Origin of the sequence: Acinetobacter lwoffii (assembly GCF_019048525.1) — a bacterium.
GTDB classification, from domain to species: domain Bacteria; phylum Pseudomonadota; class Gammaproteobacteria; order Pseudomonadales; family Moraxellaceae; genus Acinetobacter; species Acinetobacter lwoffii_K.
Genome location: NZ_CP077369.1, coordinates 2,518,189 through 2,537,014 on the forward strand (window position 1 = coordinate 2,518,189; position 18,826 = coordinate 2,537,014).

Consider the following 18,826-nt stretch of genomic DNA (forward strand, 5'->3'; position numbering starts at 1 on the left):
CCTAAACTCGCTTTTTATTATGCGTTTCGATTCTAGCAACAGATCACCACCCGTTACGATGGCGATCTATATCATTGGAAATATTATCTTTATTGATTGAAATCTAACTTAATGTGTCGCTTCTTTTGCCAATGGATTCGGCTTCACATCAGGTGTTGCAAGGGCTTGGCCATCTACGGAAGTTTTTAAGTTCACCAGGAAAATTGCCAGCGCAGCGATTACGCCAGGAATCGCAATTGCAAAGAAGTTCATTTGATGCGGTAAATTCATGGTTAATAAAGCACCAGTGAGGACCGGCCCAACAATTGCACCAATACGTCCAATACCTGATGCCCAGCCCATACCGGTAGAACGTACCGTCGATGGATAATACTGTGCCACGAAGGTATAGAGCAGAATTTGTGAGCCAATCGTTGCAGCGCCTGCCACAGCAATCAAGGTATACAACACGAATTGTGGACTGTTAAAACCAAGTAGAATCAATGCAATGGCACCGCATAAGAACATAATGGTCAGGACTTTTTTGATATGGAATTTATCTGCGAGATATCCACCACCAATGGCACCTACCATTCCACCAATATTCAGGGCGAACAGGAAGATCATACTTGCACCCAGCGAGTAACCTGCCTGAATCATCAGTTTTGGCAACCAGCTACCCAATGCGTAGACCATCAACAGGCACATAAAGAATGCCAGCCAGAACATAAAGGTACTGAAGCTACGGCCTTGTTGAAAGAGTGCTTTTAATGGCGCCTCATCCCCTTTTTGTACTTCATTCAGTACAAACTGGGTGTCACTGGTGATGACCTGTGTTGGAGAGATCTTTTGAATAATATCGTGTGCTTGAGCCGTCTGTTGTTTGTTGGTCAGGTACATCAGGGATTCTGGCAGATATTTCCATAGAATCGGCAAGATGAGTAATGGAACGCCTGCAAGCAGGAACATGATTTTCCAGCCAAATTGTGGCACCAACCATGCACCCAATAGTGCAGAAGTCATCCCGCCAATGGCATAACCACTAAACATCAGGGCAACCAGCGTACTGCGGATGCGTTTAGGCGCATATTCGGTCATCAATGCCACGACGTTAGGCATGACACCGCCAATTCCAAGGCCAGCCAGGAAACGTAAAATTCCGAATTCGACTGGTGATGTAGCAAAGGCACCGATAAAGGTAAATCCACTAAAAATCGCCACACAGATCATGATGGTTTTTTTACGGCCAAGTTTATCGGATAAAGTACCGAAACTCATGGCACCAAACATCATCCCGAATAAGGCTGTACTGGCCAGCATTCCCGCTTGTACCGCACTTAGCGACCATTCTTGCATCAGCAGCGGCAATGCCACCCCATAGATGACCAGGTCATAACCGTCAAAGATAATAATCAGCAAACACCAGATCAAAACGCCCCAATGAAAGGGTGTGAATTTCGCTTCATCAATCAGCGTATTTATATTCACTTTATTTGTAGACATCTCCACCTCCTAATTGTGAAGTTCAACTTATGCTGCTCACAATGCAGAAAATAGGAAAAAATGTCTAAAACTGAATAGGCATGGCTTTATACCTATAAGGTCTGGGTCAAATTAAACTATTCAATTAATTAATAAATATATTACTCAATCATTATGTTTTCTAAAACAGGTTGTTTTTATCACGTCCTCATCGGTTTTTGGTGCTATATCATTCACACGATTTTTAGCGATTAAAATACCGATCGATCGTATTTTAGCGCTTCAAGATCATAGACTTGATACACAGCATCAAACAGGTAACGGATGTATTCGCTTTCATCCATATTGCGCATGGCCATAAAGACAGGACTCACCGCAAAAGCATCTGCTAGAGGTACAAAGTTAAGATGGGCTAATTTAATGTTTTGTGCGCTTTCCGGTACGATGCAGACGCCTTCTCCGGCAGCGACAAAGCCCAGTGCCAGCTGTAACTCACGGACAATCCGGATATTTTTCGGTTCAAGACCATACTCGGAAAATATACCGCGCACCTGGGTCGAAAAATTTGCCTTACCATTATTCGGGTATAAAAAGAGTGGCTGATCCACCAGTTCAGCTAGGTTCACGCCATCTCGTTGCGAGAGAAAATGGCTGGAATGCGCAGCGACCATGAGTCTTTCTTCACGCAGCAACACCCGTTTCACTGCTGGATCTGAAATTCTCAAGCGTCCAAAACCGACATCAATCCGCCCTTCCTTAAGTGCCTGAATCTGCTCTGAAGTATTCATTTCAACCATCTCAATTTTGAGCTGGGGATGTTGCTGCTTAAATAAAAACACAATACGCGATAGCAAACCAAACAATAAAGAGCCAACAAAACCGATGGTTATGGTGCGATCAGCAATGCCAATCCGTTTGGTCATCGATTTTATTTCTTCAGCATTAGACAAAAGTTTAACAGCGTGCTGATAGAAAAATTGACCGGCTTCGGTGGTTTTTAGCGGGCGGCTACCACGCTCAAATAGCTGAATATCGAGCTCTTGCTCTAGATTTTGGATCTGTCGGCTCAAAGGTGGTTGAGCAATAAACAGTTTTTCTGCCGCTTTGGTAAAACTTTGTTCTTCGACGACGGCAACGAAATAACGCAAATGTCTGAGTTCCATGGCTTTGAATACCTTTAAAGTATAAAAAAATGCTAAATCGATCTTAGACCAATCAACATTATTCTTTTAAGGTATATCAAGTCAAAGCATTAAAGCAAGAATGTGAACCCGTATTATGTATAAGTCAGTTGAAACCTTGCTGGTAGAAATCCCAACCATTCGCCCTCACAAGATGGCAGTGGCGACGATGCAAACCCAGACCCTGGTATTGGTCAAAATCACCACTGAAGATGGTTACATCGGTTGGGGTGAAGCAACAACTATCGGTGGCTTAGGTTATGGTGATGAAAGCCCGGAAAGCGTAAAAGTAAATATTGAAACTTATTTTGCGCCTCTTTTAAAAACATTATCCGGTTTAAATGTTGCACAGACATTACAAGCAATTAAAAAGAATATTAATGGTAACCGTTTTGCCAAATGTGCGATTCAGACTGCACTTTTAGACATTCAGGCACAACGTTTAGGTTTGCCATTAAGTGAAGTCCTCGGTGGCCGCTTACGTGACAGTATTCCAGTTCTTTGGGTATTGGCTTCTGGCAATACCGAAAAAGATATTGCTGAAGCAGAGAAAATGGTTGCGGCAAAACGCCACAACATTTTCAAACTGAAAATCGGTTCTCGTCCGGTAGAAGAAGATGTTGAACATGTGCTGGCAATTAAGAAAGCCTTAGGCAAAGACGTTTCGATCCGTGTCGATGTGAACCGTGCCTGGTCAGAACTGGAAGCGATTAAAGGCATCCAGTTATTGCAAGATGGCGGTGTTGATCTGATCGAACAGCCATGTGCAATTGATAACCTGGACGCTATGCGCCGTCTGACCCGACGTTTTGATGTTGCCATCATGGCAGACGAATCGTTAATGGGCCCGCACTCAGCGTATGAGATTGCCAAACAAAACGGTTCTTCTGTATTTGCAGTCAAAGTTGCCCAGTCGGGTGGCCTGATTGAAGGTTGCGAAGTAGGCAAGATTGCCAAACTTGCAGGTATTGATCTGTATGGCGGCACCATGCTGGAAGGCCCGGTGGGCACGATTGCTTCGGCACATGTGTTCTCTACTTTTGAAAGTCTGGCGTTCGGTACCGAGCTGTTTGGTCCTCTACTGCTGACTGAAGATATTTTGAAAACCCCACTCAACTATCAAAACTTTGAACTTGAGATTCCGAAAGGACCAGGTCTGGGGATTGAGTTGGATGAAAACAAGATTGACAACTTGCGTCGTCAGTAATTAGGAGAAACCCATGCTTTTCCACGTACGTATGGATGTAAACATTCCACGTGATCTGCCAGTTGAACAGGCAAACGAAATTAAGGCTGTTGAAAAAGCCTATTCGCAGGAATTGCAGCGTCAAGGCAAATGGCGTCATATCTGGCGCATCACAGGCCAGTACTCAAACATCAGTATTTTTGATGTTGAAAGCAATGAAGAGTTGCACAACCTGCTACAAGGCTTGCCTCTCTATCCTTATATGAATATTGAAGTAATGGCATTAAACCGTCACCCATCTTCAGTTCGAGATGACGACAGTTGATTAAATGAGCGGATTGGGAGTCACCGGATTCCCCTTCCGAATCGAAAACAGAGGGTACCTCAACAAGGATTGTGGCCAGCCAGATTTAGCCAGCCAATGAAAGCTAAAAAAGTGCGCCACTAAAAGATGAAAGACATACTTTAGGAGCAATAGTATGAATCGCCAAGAAATTGATGCATTAGTTAAGCAAATGAACGTTGATACAGCGACAGGTCCTGTAGATGAACGTGTACAACAAGTTGTTGTGCGTTTATTGGGTGACCTTTTCCAAGCGATCGAAGATCTTGATATTTCTCAGTCAGAACTGTGGAAAGGTCTGGAATACTTTACTGATGCCGGTCAAGCGAACGAATTAGGTTTATTGGCTGCAGGTTTGGGTCTGGAACACTACCTAGACTTACGTGCTGATGAAGCGGATGCTAAAGCAGGTATTACTGGCGGTACGCCACGTACGATTGAAGGCCCACTTTATGTCGCTGGCGCACCTGAAACTGTAAGCTTTGCGCGTATGGATGATGGTTCTGAAGAAGGCAAAATCCCGACTTTAATCATTGAAGGTACAGTGACGGATACTGACGGCAACCGTGTTGAAGGTGCCAAAGTTGAAATCTGGCATGCAAACAGCCTGGGCAACTACTCATTCTTTGACAAGTCACAGTCTGACTTTAACTTGCGTCGCAGCATCATTACCGCTGCCGATGGTCAATATACTGCATTGACTACAATGCCAGTGGGTTATGGCTGCCCTCCAGAAGGTACAACTCAGTTTGTACTGGACAAATTAGGCCGTCACGGTAACCGTCCATCACACGTGCATTACTTTGTATCTGCACCGGGCTACCGCAAGCTGACTACTCAATTCAATATTGAAGGCGACCAATACCTGTGGGATGACTTTGCATTCGCTACTCGTGAAGGCTTGGTTGCAACTGCGGTTGACGTGACTGATGAAGCTGAAATTGCAAAACGTAGTCTAAACGGTCCTTTCAAACACATTCAATTTGATATTGAACTCGTGAAAGAGAAACAAGACGCACCTTCTACTGAAGTTGATCGTCGCCGCGCTAGCGCTTAATACATTAAGAAGCGGGATATGCCTTGAGATATATCCCGCTGACTTCCCCCTTGGAAAGTCGGAGAAAGGACATGCCTCGTATTCCCGTAATTAACACCAGCCATTTAGACCGCATTGACGAATTACTGGTTGATGATTATGAATCTGGTGAATTTAAACTACACCGTTCAGTATTTACAGACCAGGCCCTGTTTGACCTTGAGATGAAATACATCTTTGAAGGCAACTGGGTTTATCTAGCACATGAAAGCCAGATTCCAAACAATAACGACTTCTATACTACCTATATGGGTCGTCAGCCGATCATCATTGCGCGTAACCGTCAAGGTGAACTGAATGCAATGATCAATGCCTGTTCGCATCGCGGTGCACAATTATGCCGTAACAAGAAAGGCAATAAAGCAACTTATACTTGCCCATTCCATGGCTGGACGTTCAATAACTCCGGCAAGTTATTAAAAGTTAAAGATCCGGCTGAAGCGGGTTATTCAGACTGCTTTAACAAAGACGGTTCACATGACCTGAAAAAGGTTGCGCGTTTTGAAAGCTATAAAGGTTTCCTGTTCGGCAGCTTGAATCCGGATGTCCCTGCTCTGGAAGAATACCTGGGTGAAGCGACCAAAATCATTGACATGATCGTGGATCAGTCTGAACAAGGTCTGGAAGTTTTACGTGGTTCTTCGACTTATACCTATGAAGGTAACTGGAAGTTGACTGCTGAAAACGGTGCTGATGGTTATCACGTGTCTGCTGTACATTGGAACTATGCTGCAACCACTCAGCAACGTAAAGAAAAACAGGCGGGTGACAACATCCGTGCCATGAGCGCAGGCGCATGGGGCAAACAAGGCGGTGGTTCTTACGGCTTTGAACACGGTCATATGCTGCTTTGGACTCAATGGGCTAACCCGGAAGACCGTCCTAACTTTGCCAAGAAAGATGAATACACTGCGCAATATGGCGAAGCTATGGCGAAGTGGATGATCGAACGTTCACGTAACCTGTGTATCTATCCAAACGTTTACTTCATGGATCAGTTCGGTTCACAAATCCGTGTCCTGCGCCCGATTTCTGTCGATAAGACTGAAGTGACGATTTACTGTATCGCGCCTGTGGGTGAAGAGCCTGAAGCGCGTACCCGTCGTATCCGTCAGTATGAAGATTTCTTTAACGCTTCAGGTATGGCGACACCAGACGATCTTGAAGAGTTCCGTGCTTGTCAGGCAGGTTATGCCGGTATCGCGCTGGAATGGAACGACATGTGCCGTGGTTCTAAACACTGGATTCAAGGTCCGGATGATGCTGCCAATGAAATCGGTTTAAAACCAAAACTGTCTGGTATTAAAACTGAAGACGAAGGCCTATACCTGTCTCAGCACCAGTACTGGTTAGAATTGATCAAAAAAGGTATTGCGACTGAGAAAGAAATTGCAGCATCAACTGAAGGAGAAAACGCATGAGCGACATCACTTTAGAAAATATTGCTCAGTTCCTGTATCAAGAAGCTCGCTTTTTAGATGATGAACAATGGGATGACTGGTTAACTTGTTATGCCCCTACTGCATCTTTCTGGATGCCAGCTTGGGATGATGATGACAAACTGACCACAGATCCACAGTCTGAAATCTCGTTGATTTATTATCCAGACCGTCAAGGTTTAGAAGACCGCGTGTTCCGTATCAAGACTGAACGTTCATCTGCAACTATGCCGGACACACGTACTTGCCATAACATCAGCAATATTGAAATTGTTGAACGTGATGGCGACAAAGTGACTGTACGTTTTAACTGGAATACTCTGAGCTTCCGTTACAAAACAAGTTACAGCTACTTCGGTATGTCTCGTTATGAAATCGATTTCTCAGGCGATAAACCGCAAATTTTAAGCAAATACGTGGTACTGAAAAACGATTACATCAACCAGGTTATCGACATTTATCACCTCTAAGACTGTTTATACAGCTAGGTTATGCCTTTCGGTCAGATGGAAAATTGGCTGAAAGGCTCAGTTACAAAGATTTATATAGGATATTCAGCCATGTCAAACCACAATGTTGCACTTCAATTTGAAGATGGCGTTACACGTTTTATTTCTGTTTCAGATGGTGAAACACTGTCAGATGCAGCCTACCGTCAAAAGATCAATATTCCTTTGGACTGCCGTGATGGTGCTTGTGGAACGTGTCGTGCGTTTTGTGAATCAGGTTCTTATGACATGCCTGAAGAAACTTATATTGAAGATGCTTTAACACCTGAAGAAGCCGCTGAAGGCTTTATTCTGGCTTGCCAATGTAAACCGACTTCAGATGCAGTGTTCCAGATCCAGGCCTCTTCAGAAGTCTGCAAAACTGAAATTCATGAATTCCAGGGTACGCTGGCGCGTGTAGAAAACCTGTCTGACTCGACCATTACTTTTGACATCCAGTTAGATGAAGGTCAACCAGACATTCACTTCCTTGCTGGTCAATATGTCAATGTAGGAATTCCGGGCACGGCTGAAACCCGTTCATATTCATTCAGCTCAAAACCGAGCGACCGTTTAACTGGTTTCGTAGTACGTAATGTACCGAACGGCAAAATGAGTGAATTCTTAAGTAAAAATGCCAAAGCTGGTGACAAAATGACTTTCACCGGTCCATTTGGTAGCTTCTACCTACGCCCTGTGACCCGTCCAGTATTGATGCTGGCTGGTGGTACAGGTATTGCACCATTCATGTCAATGCTGCAAGTACTGGAAGAAAAAGGTTCAGAACATCCAGTGCGTTTAGTATTTGGTGTGACCAATGACTTCGACTTGGTAGCGATTGAAAAACTGAACGAACTGCAAGACAAATTCCCGTGGTTCGAATACCGTACAGTAGTTGCTAACCCAGAATCTGCACATGAGCGTAAAGGCTATGTCACCGGTCATATCGAAAACGAATGGCTAAATGGCGGCGACGTAGACATCTACCTGTGTGGCCCTGTACCAATGGTTGAAGCGGTTCGCGGCTGGCTGGATGCTGAAGGCGTAAAACCTGCAAGCTTCCTGTTTGAAAAATTCTCTGCCAACTAATAGAGGGAATTTGTTCAATGTCTAATCGTCAAAGATTTGAAAATAAAGTCGTAATCGTGACCGGTGCCGCGCAAGGCATCGGTCGTGGTGTCGCGCTGCAAGTGGCGAGCGAAGGTGCTCAAGTCGTCATGGCTGACCTTTCCCCTTATGTGGAAGAAGTTCTGGCTGAAATTGAAGCCACTGGCGGTGATGCGATTACCGTCAAAGCCAATCTGGAAACGTTTGCTGGTGCTCAATCAGTCGTTGAAAAAGCGCTAGAAACCTATGGTCGTGTTGATGCGCTCATCAACAACGTCGGTGGCGCGATCTGGATGAAACCTTTCGAAGAATTTTCTGAAGAGGAAATTATCAAGGAAGTGAACCGTTCGTTGTTCCCGACGCTGTGGTGCTGCCGTGCAGTACTTCCGGAAATGATTAAAAATCAGAAAGGTACCATTGTAAACGTATCTTCTATTGCAACACGCGGCATTAACCGTGTGCCATATTCAGCATCTAAAGGTGGTGTGAACGGCCTGACCGCTTCCCTTGCCTTTGAACATGCCAAAGATGGAATTCGTGTTAATGCCATTGCTACTGGTGGTACAGAAGCACCGCCACGTAAAGTACCGCGCAATGCCAATCCACTGACTGAATCTGAAAAGGAATGGATGCAGCAAGTGGTTGATCAGACCATTGACCGTACGTTTATGGGTCGCTACGGTACGATTCAGGAGCAAGTGAATGCGATTGTATTCCTGGCTTCCGATGAATCATCTTATATGACAGGTACAGTGGTACCGGTCGGTGGTGGTGATCAGGGCTAATCCTGATCATCACGATTTTTAACAGGCTCATGGTTCGACGCAAGGAGGCACATCACCAATGAACACTCTGTTTCAGACATTAAAAAATGATTGGTCAATTTCAGCCACTGTTGCAGGATTTTTAGCAGTGCTGATCTCCTATTCGGGGCCACTGATCATTTTTTTCCAGGCGGCTCAGCAAGCTCAAGTTTCCCCGGACATGATGATTTCATGGATTTGGGGAATTTCTATTGGTGCTGCGCTCGCAGGTATCTTTTTATCCATTAAATACAAAATACCTGTGGTCACCGCCTGGTCTGCGCCCGGAACAGCTTTATTAGTCACGCTGTTTCCTGATATTTCGCTCAATGAAACGGTTGCTGCCTATATCACCTCTGCTGTGGTGATTTTTTTCATTGGGATCACCGGTTATTTCGACAAATTGCTGTCCTGGATTCCCCAGGAAGTCGCTGCCGGGATGATGGCGGGGATTTTACTGCAGTTTGGTTTAGGGTTGTTTACCGCGACCGATACCATGCCCTATATCGTCTTTGGCATGCTGGCGGTATTTTTGCTGGCCAAGCGTTTCAGTCCACGCTATGCCATGGTTTGGGTGCTGGTTGCAGGTGTGATTTTAAGCATGCTGCTGGGCAAAATTAACCCGGTCACGGCAGATTTCAGTCTGGCGATTCCGCAATTTATTGCACCGGAATGGACCTGGAGTTCAACCCTGAATCTGGCCCTCCCGCTCATCCTGGTCAGCCTGTCTGGCCAGTTTTTACCGGGAATGGCGATTATCAAACTCAGTGGTTATGACATGCCCGCCAAGCCGATTATCAGTGCCACCAGTATTGTCTCGCTTGCAGTGGCCTGTGTCGGTGGTATTACCATCGTACTGGCATCTATCACGGCTGCTTTATGTTTGGGTAAAGACGCGCACGAGCTGAAAGAAAAGCGTTATATCGCCGGTGTGGCGAATGGGCTTTTTTACATTTTAGGCGGCTTATTTGCTGGCAGCATCGTCATGCTGTTTAGCCTGATGCCTAAGGAATTAATTGCGGCTTTGGCAGGACTGGCATTGCTGGGTGCGATTGCCACCAACATTTCCGTGGCCATGGGCAAAGAGTCGCAACGTGATGCAGCGCTCATCACCTTTTTAGCGACTGCTTCCGGCATGCATTTCTTGGGACTGAGTTCAGTCTTTTGGGGAATTTGCATTGGCTTGGTAGCGCATTTTCTGCTGTCACAGAAAAACCGTAACGCAGTTCCGGTCACAGCATCAGATTCAAAACGAGTTTAAAGACATCCATCAGTTTAGGATATGTAAGGACCAGATTATGATAGATAAAAGTTCATTATCATTGAAAGAAGCACTCTCCCAGATCAAGGACGGTTCTACCATTATGATCGGTGGTTTCGGTACAGCGGGTCAGCCTGCTGAACTGATTGATGGTCTGATCGAATTGGGTATTAAAGACCTGATTATTGTCAACAACAATGCTGGTAATGGCGATTATGGTCTGGCGAAACTGCTTAAAGCTGGTGCTGTTCGCAAGATTATTTGTTCTTTCCCACGCCAATCTGATTCCTGGGTATTTGACGAACTCTATCGTGCAGGCAAGATCGAACTGGAACTGGTGCCGCAAGGTAATCTGGCTTGCCGTATTCAGGCGGCTGGTATGGGCTTAGGTCCAATCTATACCCCTACCGGTTTTGGTACTTTGCTGGCTGAAGGCAAACCGACCATGAACTATGAAGGTAAAGACTACGTTTTAGAAAATCCAATTAAAGCTGACTTTGCTTTAATTAAGGCCCATCAGGGCGACCGTTGGGGCAATCTAGTGTACCGTAAATCTGCACGTAACTTCGGCCCAATCATGGCAATGGCAGCAGATGTGACCATTGCTCAAGTTTCTGAAGTGGTTGAACTGGGTGCACTGGATCCAGAGCACATCATCACTCCGGGAATTTTTGTTCAACACGTTGTTCAAGTTAAACCTGCACAATAATTGGCATCGGAGATAAATAATGAGCTATAGCAAACTGACCCGTGACCAGATCGCTGAACGTGTGGCACAAGATATTCCTGATGGTGCTTATGTGAACCTGGGTATCGGCCTGCCAACCAAAATTTCCAGCTACCTGCCAAGCGATAAAGATGTCTTTCTGCATTCTGAAAATGGCCTGCTGGCTTTCGGTCCGCCACCTGCCAAAGGCGAAGAAGACCCTGAGCTGATCAATGCCGGCAAAGAATTCGTAACTTTACTTGAAGGCGGTTCTTTCTTCCATCACGGCGATTCTTTCGCAATGATGCGTGGCGGTCACTTAGACATCGCCGTACTGGGTGCTTTCCAGGTCGCTGAAAATGGTGATCTGGCGAATTGGCATACTGGTGCTCCTGATGCAATTCCTGCAGTCGGCGGTGCAATGGATCTGGCTGTGGGTGCGAAAAAAGTCTTTATCACCACAGATCACGTGACCAAAAAAGGCGAGCCAAAAATTGTGGCTGAGCTTTCCTATCCAGCTACAGGCCTGAAATGTGTCGATCGTATCTATACCGACCTTTGTGTGATTGATGTCACGTCTGAAGGCATGAAAGTTATTGAGAAGGTTGAAGGTCTTTCATTTGAAGAATTGCAGTCTATGACCGGTGCCAAACTGATTGATGCGACTCAATCAACTTAAGGGGAAGTCCCTCCTTTATTAAAGGAGGGATTTAGGGAGGATTTTTTGAAGAATAAAATTACTTCATTAAATCCCTCCCAACCTCCCTTTAAAAAGGGAGGAGTTTTCTTCTTTTAAATATGTGAGCAAATACACAATGAAAAACGCATATATTATCGATGCCATCCGTACTCCATTCGGCCGTTATGCCGGTGGCCTCGCGCCTGTCCGTGCAGATGATTTAGGTGCTGTACCAATCAAAGCCTTGATGGAACGCAATCCATCGGTAAACTGGGAACAGGTCGATGACGTGATCTATGGCTGTGCCAACCAGGCGGGTGAAGATAACCGTAACGTCGGTCGCATGTCATCCCTGCTTGCAGGTGTGCCTTATCAGGTGCCGGCAACGACCGTGAACCGCCTGTGTGGTTCATCGATGGATGCAATCGCAATGGCAGCACGGGCGATTAAAGCCGGTGAAGCTAATCTGATTATTGCCGGTGGTGTAGAAAGCATGTCGCGTGCCCCATTCGTGATGGGCAAGTCAGAAACGGCGTATGGCCGTAGCCAGAAGATTGAAGACACCACCATGGGCTGGCGTTTTATCAATCCGAAACTAAAAGAAATGTATGGCGTAGAAACCATGCCGCAAACGGCTGAAAATCTGGCGGAACAGTTCAATATTAACCGTGAAGATCAGGACAAGTTTGCCCTGACCAGCCAGCAACGTACCGCAGCAGCGCAGGCCAATGGTTTCTTTAAGAATGAAATCGTGCCTGTGGTGATTCCGCAGCGTAAAGGCGATGCGGTGGTTGTCGATACCGATGAACATCCACGTGCTTCGACTACCGCAGAAGCATTGGCGAAACTGAAACCAGTGGTTAAAGCAGACGGTACAGTAACGGCGGGTAATGCATCTGGTATTAACGATGGTGCGGCTGCTCTTTTAATCGCATCTGATGAAGCGGTTGCTCAACACGGCTTAAAACCACGTGCCAAAATTATTGGTTCAACGGTTGTCGGTGTAGAGCCACGCATTATGGGCTTTGGTCCGGCGCCTGCCATTAAAAAACTGCTGGCCCAGACCGGTTTGACACTGGACCAGATGGATGTCATTGAGCTGAATGAAGCCTTTGCAGCACAAGCTTTGGCTTGTACGCGTGACTTGGGTATCGAAGACGGTTCAGAGAAAGTCAATCCAAATGGCGGTGCGATTGCCTTAGGTCATCCACTGGGTGCATCTGGCGCGCGTCTTGTAACTACAGCACTGAACCAACTGGAACAGACTGGTGGTCAATACGCTCTATGTTCAATGTGTATTGGTGTCGGTCAAGGCATCGCTTTGATTATTGAACGCGTTTAATCCTCATTCAAAGTCCCCCTTCTTGCGCTTCAGCTTAAAGCAATGCTTAAGCCTTGCTCAGGGGGATTTAGGGGGATTTATAAGATTAAGGATTCTAAAAAAATGCCAACATTTACATCCAACGATGCCCAGATCAATTACCAGACCTTTGGTGATGCCAGCAAACCTGCCCTGGTTTTTTCTAATTCACTGGGCACCAAATTCAGCATGTGGCAACCACAAATTGAATTTTTCCAACAGGACTATTTTGTGATCTGTTATGACACCCGTGGTCATGGGGCTTCCTCTGCACCGCAAGGTCCGTATAGCTTGGAACAGTTAGGTCAGGATGTTGTAAACTTACTTGATCATTTAAAAATTGAAAAAGCTGCATTCTGTGGTATTTCAATGGGTGGTTTAACCGGTCAATGGTTAGCAATCAACAAGCCCGAACGTTTTAGCCACGTGATTATCTGCAATACTGCTGCCAAGATCGGTCAGGAACAGGCCTGGCTGGAACGTGCCGCACTGGTACGTGAACAAGGTCTGGCGCCGATTGCATCGACGGCAGCAGCACGTTGGTTTACCGATCCCTTTATCCAGAGCAACGCAGCGATAGTTGCAGAACTTTCAAACGACCTTGGAGCTGGCAGCCCGGAAGGTTATGCAAGTTGTTGCGAAGCTTTGGCTAAGGCGGATTTACGTGAACAGATCAAAACGATATCAGTGCCGGTACTGATTGTGGCCGGTCAGCAAGACCCGGTGACGACAGTTGCAGATGGTCAAGCCATGCAAGCTGAAATTTCACAAAGCCAGCTGTTTGAAATCAATGCCTCGCACATTTCCAATGTGGAGCAACCAGAAGCCTTTAATCAGGCAGTTCAGAAATTTATTGCAGCTTAAATACTAGAGGCAAAGAAAAAGCCACTGTTGATCAGTGGCTTTTTTATGCTTAGATTTAAAAAACTGGTTCTACATCAGGCCCAGATCACTAAAATCGCTGCAATCACTACTAAGCCCAGACCCCAATGCTCGGTACGTGCCAGTTTTTCTTTAAAGAAATATGCCGAAATCAGCATACTAAACAGAATCTCAATTTGTCCTAAGGTTTTCACGACCGGCACACTCATCATGCTCATGGCAGTAAACCAGCCTAGTGATGCCATAAAACTGCACACACTCACTTTAAAAGTTAAGCCCAGACGCTGCCACATGGCCACTAAAGTCTGGCGGCTGAATAGGCTTAGATAAAGCAGCATACTCAGGCACTGAAAACTGATCACCATTAACAACACCCAGGCCGCATGATGCAAGGTTGGTAAAGTGGTTAATTCTAAACTGTGAACCGTACCGGGTTTGTCGGAGAGTCAATATTCTGAGAGACTATCCCGATGACAAAATTAAAATATACCCCTGAAATCAGAGAAAGAGCGGTTCAATTATTGATTGAATCTGAAAAAGATTATCCTTCTACTTGGGCTGCAATCACAGCAATTGCGCCTAAGATTGGTTGTACTCCTGAAACACTTCGTGCCTGGCATCAAAAGCATTTAGATCAGCTAAATCCTATTAAAGTACAACAGATATCTGATCAAGAAAAAATGAAGCAAATGGAACGTGAAATTAAAGAATTAAAGCGTGCCAATGAAATTCTACGTAAAGCAGCCGCTTTTTTCGCCCAGGCGGAGCTCGACCGCCCACACAAATAATGGTGGATTTCATCCATAACAATAAAGACTTATATGGTGTTGATGCGATTTGTAGGATTTTACCGATCGCAGCTTCAACCTATTACCGAACTTTAGATCTCGCTGACAATCCAGAACATCGAGCGAAACGAGATCTACATGATGAGCATCATGCTGAACAAATTCAACGAATTTGGAAAGAAAGTTCAGGTCGATATGGTGTGCGTAAGGTCTGGCAACAATTGAAACGTGAAGGTTATGTTATCGCACGTTGTACAGTTGCTCGATTGATGCAGAAGCTAGGTATACAAGGTGTTTGGCGAGGTAAGAACAAACAAACCACCCGTAGCCGAGATGATCAAAAAAGAGCAGATGATTTAGTGAAACGTAATTTTACTGCTGATCATCCTGACCAACTGTGGGTGAGTGACTTTACGTATATTCAAACAAATTCAGGCTGGGTCTATACCGCCTTTATTATTGATGTGTTCTCACGAGCAATTGTTGGATGGAAGGTATCGACACGCATGAATACAGATATGGTGCTCGATGCATTGGAGCAAGCATTGCTTGATCGAGGTATGCCTAAGAATGTGATTCATCATTCTGACAGAGGGGTTCAATATCTTTCCATTCGCTATACCAATCGTTTACAGGCAGCAAATTTACGAGCATCAGTCGGTACGACGGGTGATTCATACGATAATGCTTTGGCTGAAACGGTGAATGGTTTATACAAAACTGAGGTGATTGAATATTTAAAAGCAGATTGGCAAGGCTTAGCTGATGTACAACTTGCCACATTAAATTGGGTGGATTGGTTCAATAAAAAGCGTGTACACAGTGCACTCGGTTATGTATCACCTTTTGAATTTGAAGCAATGTACTATGATAAGATTAACCCGTTAGGTCAGGTGGCCTAACTTAAATAAAAATGTCTCCGACAAACCCGGTACGGTTCACTGGCTTCGCGTACCAGTAGTGAGGTAATGGCAAAACTTAAACCGCTTCCGATGCCAATAGCCAGTGTTCTGGCTGAAAACCCACTGACCTGTTGGTCTTTACTCAATAAAAATACCGCATATCCGCCTAGTGCCACACCAATCCAGGCCAAAAATGACAAATGATCCGCTAAAAAGGTCACGCCGATAATGGCGGCTAAAATGGCTTCGCTTTTCGCCAACCCCACTCCAACGGCATAATTTTTTTGCTTGAACAGTTGCACCATCAGTGCCGTAGCTAAAATCTGACTGCAACCCGCAATTACTACATAGATCCAAAACTTTGGGGTGAAGTGAGCCACACTTTCAACCGGCTTGAAATAATACAGGCTGCTCAGGTACAGCACAGCAAATGGCAAGCCAAAAATAAAGCGTGCCAGGGTGACTCCCCACACATCCACCGTGGTACTAAGCTGTTTTTGAAAGGCGTTACGCCAAGCCTGCATAAATGCAGCCATTAAAGTGAAGAAAATCCAGCTGAATGCCATCTACTGATCGCTATTACCTCAAAAGTAAATTAATTCTATGCCTTAGTAAAAGCGCTGACTAATTAAAAATAGGATACTCGCCGATAGCAGAAAGTTTGGCTTACTTTCTAAATTCACTCACTAATTTGGCAAGTTGCTCCATTCCATCAAAGGTGGTTGGAATCTTGTCATCAGATGAAACTAGCGGTGAAAAGATAATATTTTCAAATTTCTCAAAGCCTGCTGCATTTTTCTTATGCAGTTTTTCTGAATCTTCAGCATAGTTATGGATGAACTGACACAGTGCCATGCGAAGTTCTAGCTGCATCATTTGAGATTGGACTGCTCTTTTGTCTTGTAAAGAAATTTTTAAAAGATATAACGTAATTAAAATTAAAGTAATGAAGGGAATAGAAATAAACCACATACCAGTAGGTAGCTTTCCATCAAAATAGAAAAATGCTCCAATTAATGCACCTAATTCCACAAAAGGTATAGAAAACATTGTTGCTGCAACAAAGCTATAAGTACCTTTTGCATTATCTAACTCTATTTTTTTCTGATCATAAAACTCTTTAAAACCTTTATTGAGCAAAACGAAATCATAAGTTTGTTTATTTTTTTCAAGACGCTTTTCTAATTCTGATACTTCACTTTTTTTAGATTCAAATGTACTAGTCCAAGCATCAATTTTTTCTATATTTCTGTGATTAGACTCTAAATATTCAATATATTTTGAAAAATGATCAGGTGTTAAAGTTTCAATTATTTTTTGAAAATTTGGATTAGAATAAACTTTACTTAACAGTTTAAATGGCAATTTATCTATAAAAAAAATATAATTTACTTCAGGACTGAATTTATTTGCATTATTTTCAATAAAATCAAAAAAGGATTTTTGAAAAGAGTATCTATAATCTTTCCTAAACATTACTTCTTTATAATATGCATAGATTAATAAATTTATATACTCTAGCTTTATTCGATCCGAATATTCAAAATGATGCCCTAATTCCCCATACTCATTATCAAATACCAACTTTAAACTTAAATCATTTCTTTTTTTGATCTCTATACAGTGTTCTTCAAACTCATTTAGCCTTTCATTATCATAAAGATCTATAGGATCTAAATTTTTTAGTAACTCCTTTTCCCACTCATCAATATCTGTCCTTTCTTTAATTTCAGAAATATATTTTTTTTAATTGAATGATAACATTGCTAAATGAATTACTAAGAAATGAAAAAGCCATACTAAACCAATTTTTATAATTAAATAATGGTAATTTTCTTATAAATCAAAAACTAAAGCAATATCAATAATCATTAAACTATCTTTGATGGGATATTCATTCACACCTTTTTTACAATTCATCCATATAGAATTTTCAATGAAATTTTTATGATGTTTCTTTATCAGGAAGAAATTTAGGTAGGCATTCTGAACCTTTTTTCGTGTTCATCATCGATAAACATTTTAGGTCGTTCGCTTCCCTACAGGGAGTTTAATGAAACATTTTGAATGTGCCGTCTGCAAGCAACAGCTGTTTTTTTACAAATCAGTTTGTGATCACTGTCTGTCACCGATCGGTTATATCGCTTCGGAAAAAGAGCTATGCGCATTCGAAAAACAGAGTGCTGAGCGATGGGTGCCAATCGCCAAAAACTACCAACATGCCAGTTATAAACCCTGTCAAAATTATGTAAATTATCAGGTATGCAACTGGATGATCCCCAGCGATGAAGACGAGGAATTTTGTGAATCCTGTCAGCTTACCCATGTCATTCCTGATCTGGAAAATCCCGAGAACCTGATTTACTGGTTTCGACTGGAAGAAGCCAAACGCCGTTTCCTGTATTTGGCCCAGCGCATGAACATGATGCCACGCCCTAAAAAGTCTGAAGATGATCCATTTGGTCTGCGATTTGATTTTCTCCTGCCCCAAGAAGATAAGCCTGTTTTAATTGGTCATGCTAATGGTGTCATTACCCTAAATGCAATTGAAGCTGATGTTGTTTATCGTGAAACTACACGTGTAAATATGGGTGAAAACTACCGGACTTTATTGGGTCATTTTCGTCATGAAAGTGGCCATTATTATTTTGCGCTCATGCAACATATGCATCCGGAATTGCTAGATGAATTCCGTCAGTATTTTGGCGATGAGCGGCAGGATTATGGCAAGGCACTTGAACGCCATTATAATGAAGGCGCGCCAATCAACTGGCAGGAAAAGTACATCAGTGCTTATGCTACCGCCCATCCCTGGGAAGACTGGGCAGAAACCTGGGCGCACTATCTGCATATGATGGAAACACTGGAAACTGCCTACTATGGTGGTATGCGTGTTGAAGGAAATGGCAGCTATCTGGCCAGCATGGATTTTAAAGAATGCCCGATTGGTGGACAGGATTTTGAACATATTCTGGAAAACTGGGTTACCTTGACCTTTAATCTGAATGCCTTAAACCGTTGTATGGGCCTGGAAGATGCCTACCCGTTCAAGCTGAGCGAAGCGGTTAAAGACAAGTTACGATTTATTCACCGGCATGTGCTGGAAAAAGTTTTTAAATAATTTAAAAAGTAATTTTTATAGTA

At 43.8% G+C, this 18,826-nt stretch carries 17 protein-coding genes, 2 pseudogenes and 1 other annotated feature; of the genes and pseudogenes, 14 read left to right on the top strand and 5 right to left on the bottom strand.

Annotated elements, in window-relative coordinates:
- Positions 1-108: 108 nt before the first annotated feature.
- A complete protein-coding gene (locus I6L24_RS11765) occupies positions 109-1,482 on the bottom strand; it encodes an MFS transporter (protein WP_004731093.1) in 1,374 nt (457 codons plus the stop codon).
- Between the two features lie 230 nt (positions 1,483-1,712).
- On the bottom strand, positions 1,713-2,624 hold the full coding sequence (locus I6L24_RS11770) for a LysR family transcriptional regulator (protein WP_216986052.1): 912 nt from the start codon (positions 2,622-2,624) through the stop codon (positions 1,713-1,715).
- 115 nt (positions 2,625-2,739) lie between these two features.
- Here I6L24_RS11770 and I6L24_RS11775 point away from each other — a divergent pair, with 115 nt between their 5' ends.
- From I6L24_RS11775 to pcaD, 12 genes are all read left to right on the top strand, one after another.
- Entirely contained in the window at positions 2,740-3,849 is a 1,110-nt protein-coding gene (locus I6L24_RS11775; RefSeq protein ID WP_004647035.1) for a muconate/chloromuconate family cycloisomerase, read from the top strand.
- A 13-nt stretch (positions 3,850-3,862) separates the two neighbouring features.
- Complete coding sequence (gene catC, locus I6L24_RS11780) at positions 3,863-4,153, top strand: muconolactone Delta-isomerase (RefSeq protein WP_004647036.1); 291 nt, start codon at positions 3,863-3,865, stop codon at positions 4,151-4,153.
- Positions 4,154-4,307: 154 nt separating this feature from the next.
- Positions 4,308-5,228 carry a catechol 1,2-dioxygenase gene (gene catA / locus I6L24_RS11785; RefSeq protein WP_153566403.1) on the top strand — a complete coding sequence of 307 codons (921 nt, stop codon included), beginning with the start codon at positions 4,308-4,310 and terminating at the stop codon, positions 5,226-5,228.
- Positions 5,229-5,299: 71 nt separating this feature from the next.
- Positions 5,300-6,688, top strand: coding sequence for a benzoate 1,2-dioxygenase large subunit (gene benA / locus I6L24_RS11790; protein ID WP_153566402.1), 1,389 nt, complete (start codon positions 5,300-5,302; stop codon positions 6,686-6,688).
- On the top strand, positions 6,685-7,176 hold the full coding sequence (gene benB, locus I6L24_RS11795) for a benzoate 1,2-dioxygenase small subunit (protein ID WP_004647040.1): 492 nt from the start codon (positions 6,685-6,687) through the stop codon (positions 7,174-7,176). The genes benA and benB overlap by 4 nt, the downstream gene beginning before the upstream one ends.
- 90 nt (positions 7,177-7,266) lie before the next feature.
- Positions 7,267-8,283 carry a benzoate 1,2-dioxygenase electron transfer component BenC gene (benC, locus tag I6L24_RS11800; protein WP_216986053.1) on the top strand — a complete coding sequence of 339 codons (1,017 nt, stop codon included), beginning with the start codon at positions 7,267-7,269 and terminating at the stop codon, positions 8,281-8,283.
- Between the two features lie 17 nt (positions 8,284-8,300).
- Positions 8,301-9,086 (top strand): benzoate diol dehydrogenase BenD, encoded by a 786-nt coding sequence (benD, locus tag I6L24_RS11805; RefSeq protein WP_005106868.1) that lies wholly within the window; start codon positions 8,301-8,303, stop codon positions 9,084-9,086.
- Positions 9,087-9,144: 58 nt separating this feature from the next.
- Complete coding sequence (gene benE / locus I6L24_RS11810; RefSeq protein WP_216986054.1) at positions 9,145-10,365, top strand: benzoate/H(+) symporter BenE; 1,221 nt, start codon at positions 9,145-9,147, stop codon at positions 10,363-10,365.
- A gap of 37 nt (positions 10,366-10,402) precedes the next feature.
- Complete coding sequence (locus tag I6L24_RS11815) at positions 10,403-11,074, top strand: 3-oxoacid CoA-transferase subunit A (protein ID WP_216986055.1); 672 nt, start codon at positions 10,403-10,405, stop codon at positions 11,072-11,074.
- A gap of 19 nt (positions 11,075-11,093) precedes the next feature.
- Positions 11,094-11,750, top strand: a complete 657-nt coding sequence (locus tag I6L24_RS11820) for a 3-oxoacid CoA-transferase subunit B (RefSeq protein ID WP_216986056.1) — start codon at positions 11,094-11,096, stop codon at positions 11,748-11,750.
- 136 nt (positions 11,751-11,886) lie between these two features.
- The gene (gene pcaF, locus I6L24_RS11825) at positions 11,887-13,092 is read left to right on the top strand and encodes a 3-oxoadipyl-CoA thiolase (RefSeq protein ID WP_216986057.1); all 1,206 of its coding nucleotides are present in this window, start codon (positions 11,887-11,889) and stop codon (positions 13,090-13,092) included.
- A 102-nt stretch (positions 13,093-13,194) separates the two neighbouring features.
- The gene (gene pcaD, locus I6L24_RS11830; RefSeq protein WP_216986058.1) at positions 13,195-13,974 is read left to right on the top strand and encodes a 3-oxoadipate enol-lactonase; all 780 of its coding nucleotides are present in this window, start codon (positions 13,195-13,197) and stop codon (positions 13,972-13,974) included.
- Between the two features lie 74 nt (positions 13,975-14,048).
- Here the strand turns inward: pcaD and I6L24_RS11835 are convergent.
- Positions 14,049-14,411 (bottom strand): annotated as a pseudogene (locus tag I6L24_RS11835) (EamA family transporter); the annotation flags it as partial.
- A gap of 51 nt (positions 14,412-14,462) precedes the next feature.
- Between I6L24_RS11835 and I6L24_RS11840 the strand changes: the two are divergent.
- Positions 14,463-15,682, top strand: a protein-coding gene (locus I6L24_RS11840) for an IS3 family transposase (RefSeq protein WP_216986059.1) whose coding sequence is annotated in 2 segments (ribosomal slippage) — positions 14,463-14,739 and positions 14,739-15,682 — 1,221 coding nt in all. Because the reading frame shifts where the segments join, the coding sequence is not laid out codon by codon here.
- Positions 14,738-14,854 (top strand) — a sequence feature (AL1L pseudoknot). It overlaps the preceding gene by 117 nt.
- A gap of 38 nt (positions 15,683-15,720) precedes the next feature.
- On the opposite strand, the pseudogene I6L24_RS11845 reads toward I6L24_RS11840, so the two are convergent.
- Positions 15,721-16,248 (bottom strand): annotated as a pseudogene (locus tag I6L24_RS11845) (EamA family transporter); the annotation flags it as partial.
- A 100-nt stretch (positions 16,249-16,348) separates the two neighbouring features.
- The gene (locus I6L24_RS16595) at positions 16,349-17,266 is read right to left on the bottom strand and encodes a hypothetical protein (protein ID WP_228733317.1); all 918 of its coding nucleotides are present in this window, start codon (positions 17,264-17,266) and stop codon (positions 16,349-16,351) included.
- A 469-nt stretch (positions 17,267-17,735) separates the two neighbouring features.
- Here I6L24_RS16595 and I6L24_RS11855 point away from each other — a divergent pair, with 469 nt between their 5' ends.
- A complete protein-coding gene (locus I6L24_RS11855) occupies positions 17,736-18,803 on the top strand; it encodes a zinc-binding metallopeptidase family protein (protein WP_216986060.1) in 1,068 nt (355 codons plus the stop codon).
- Positions 18,804-18,826: the final 23 nt, after the last annotated feature.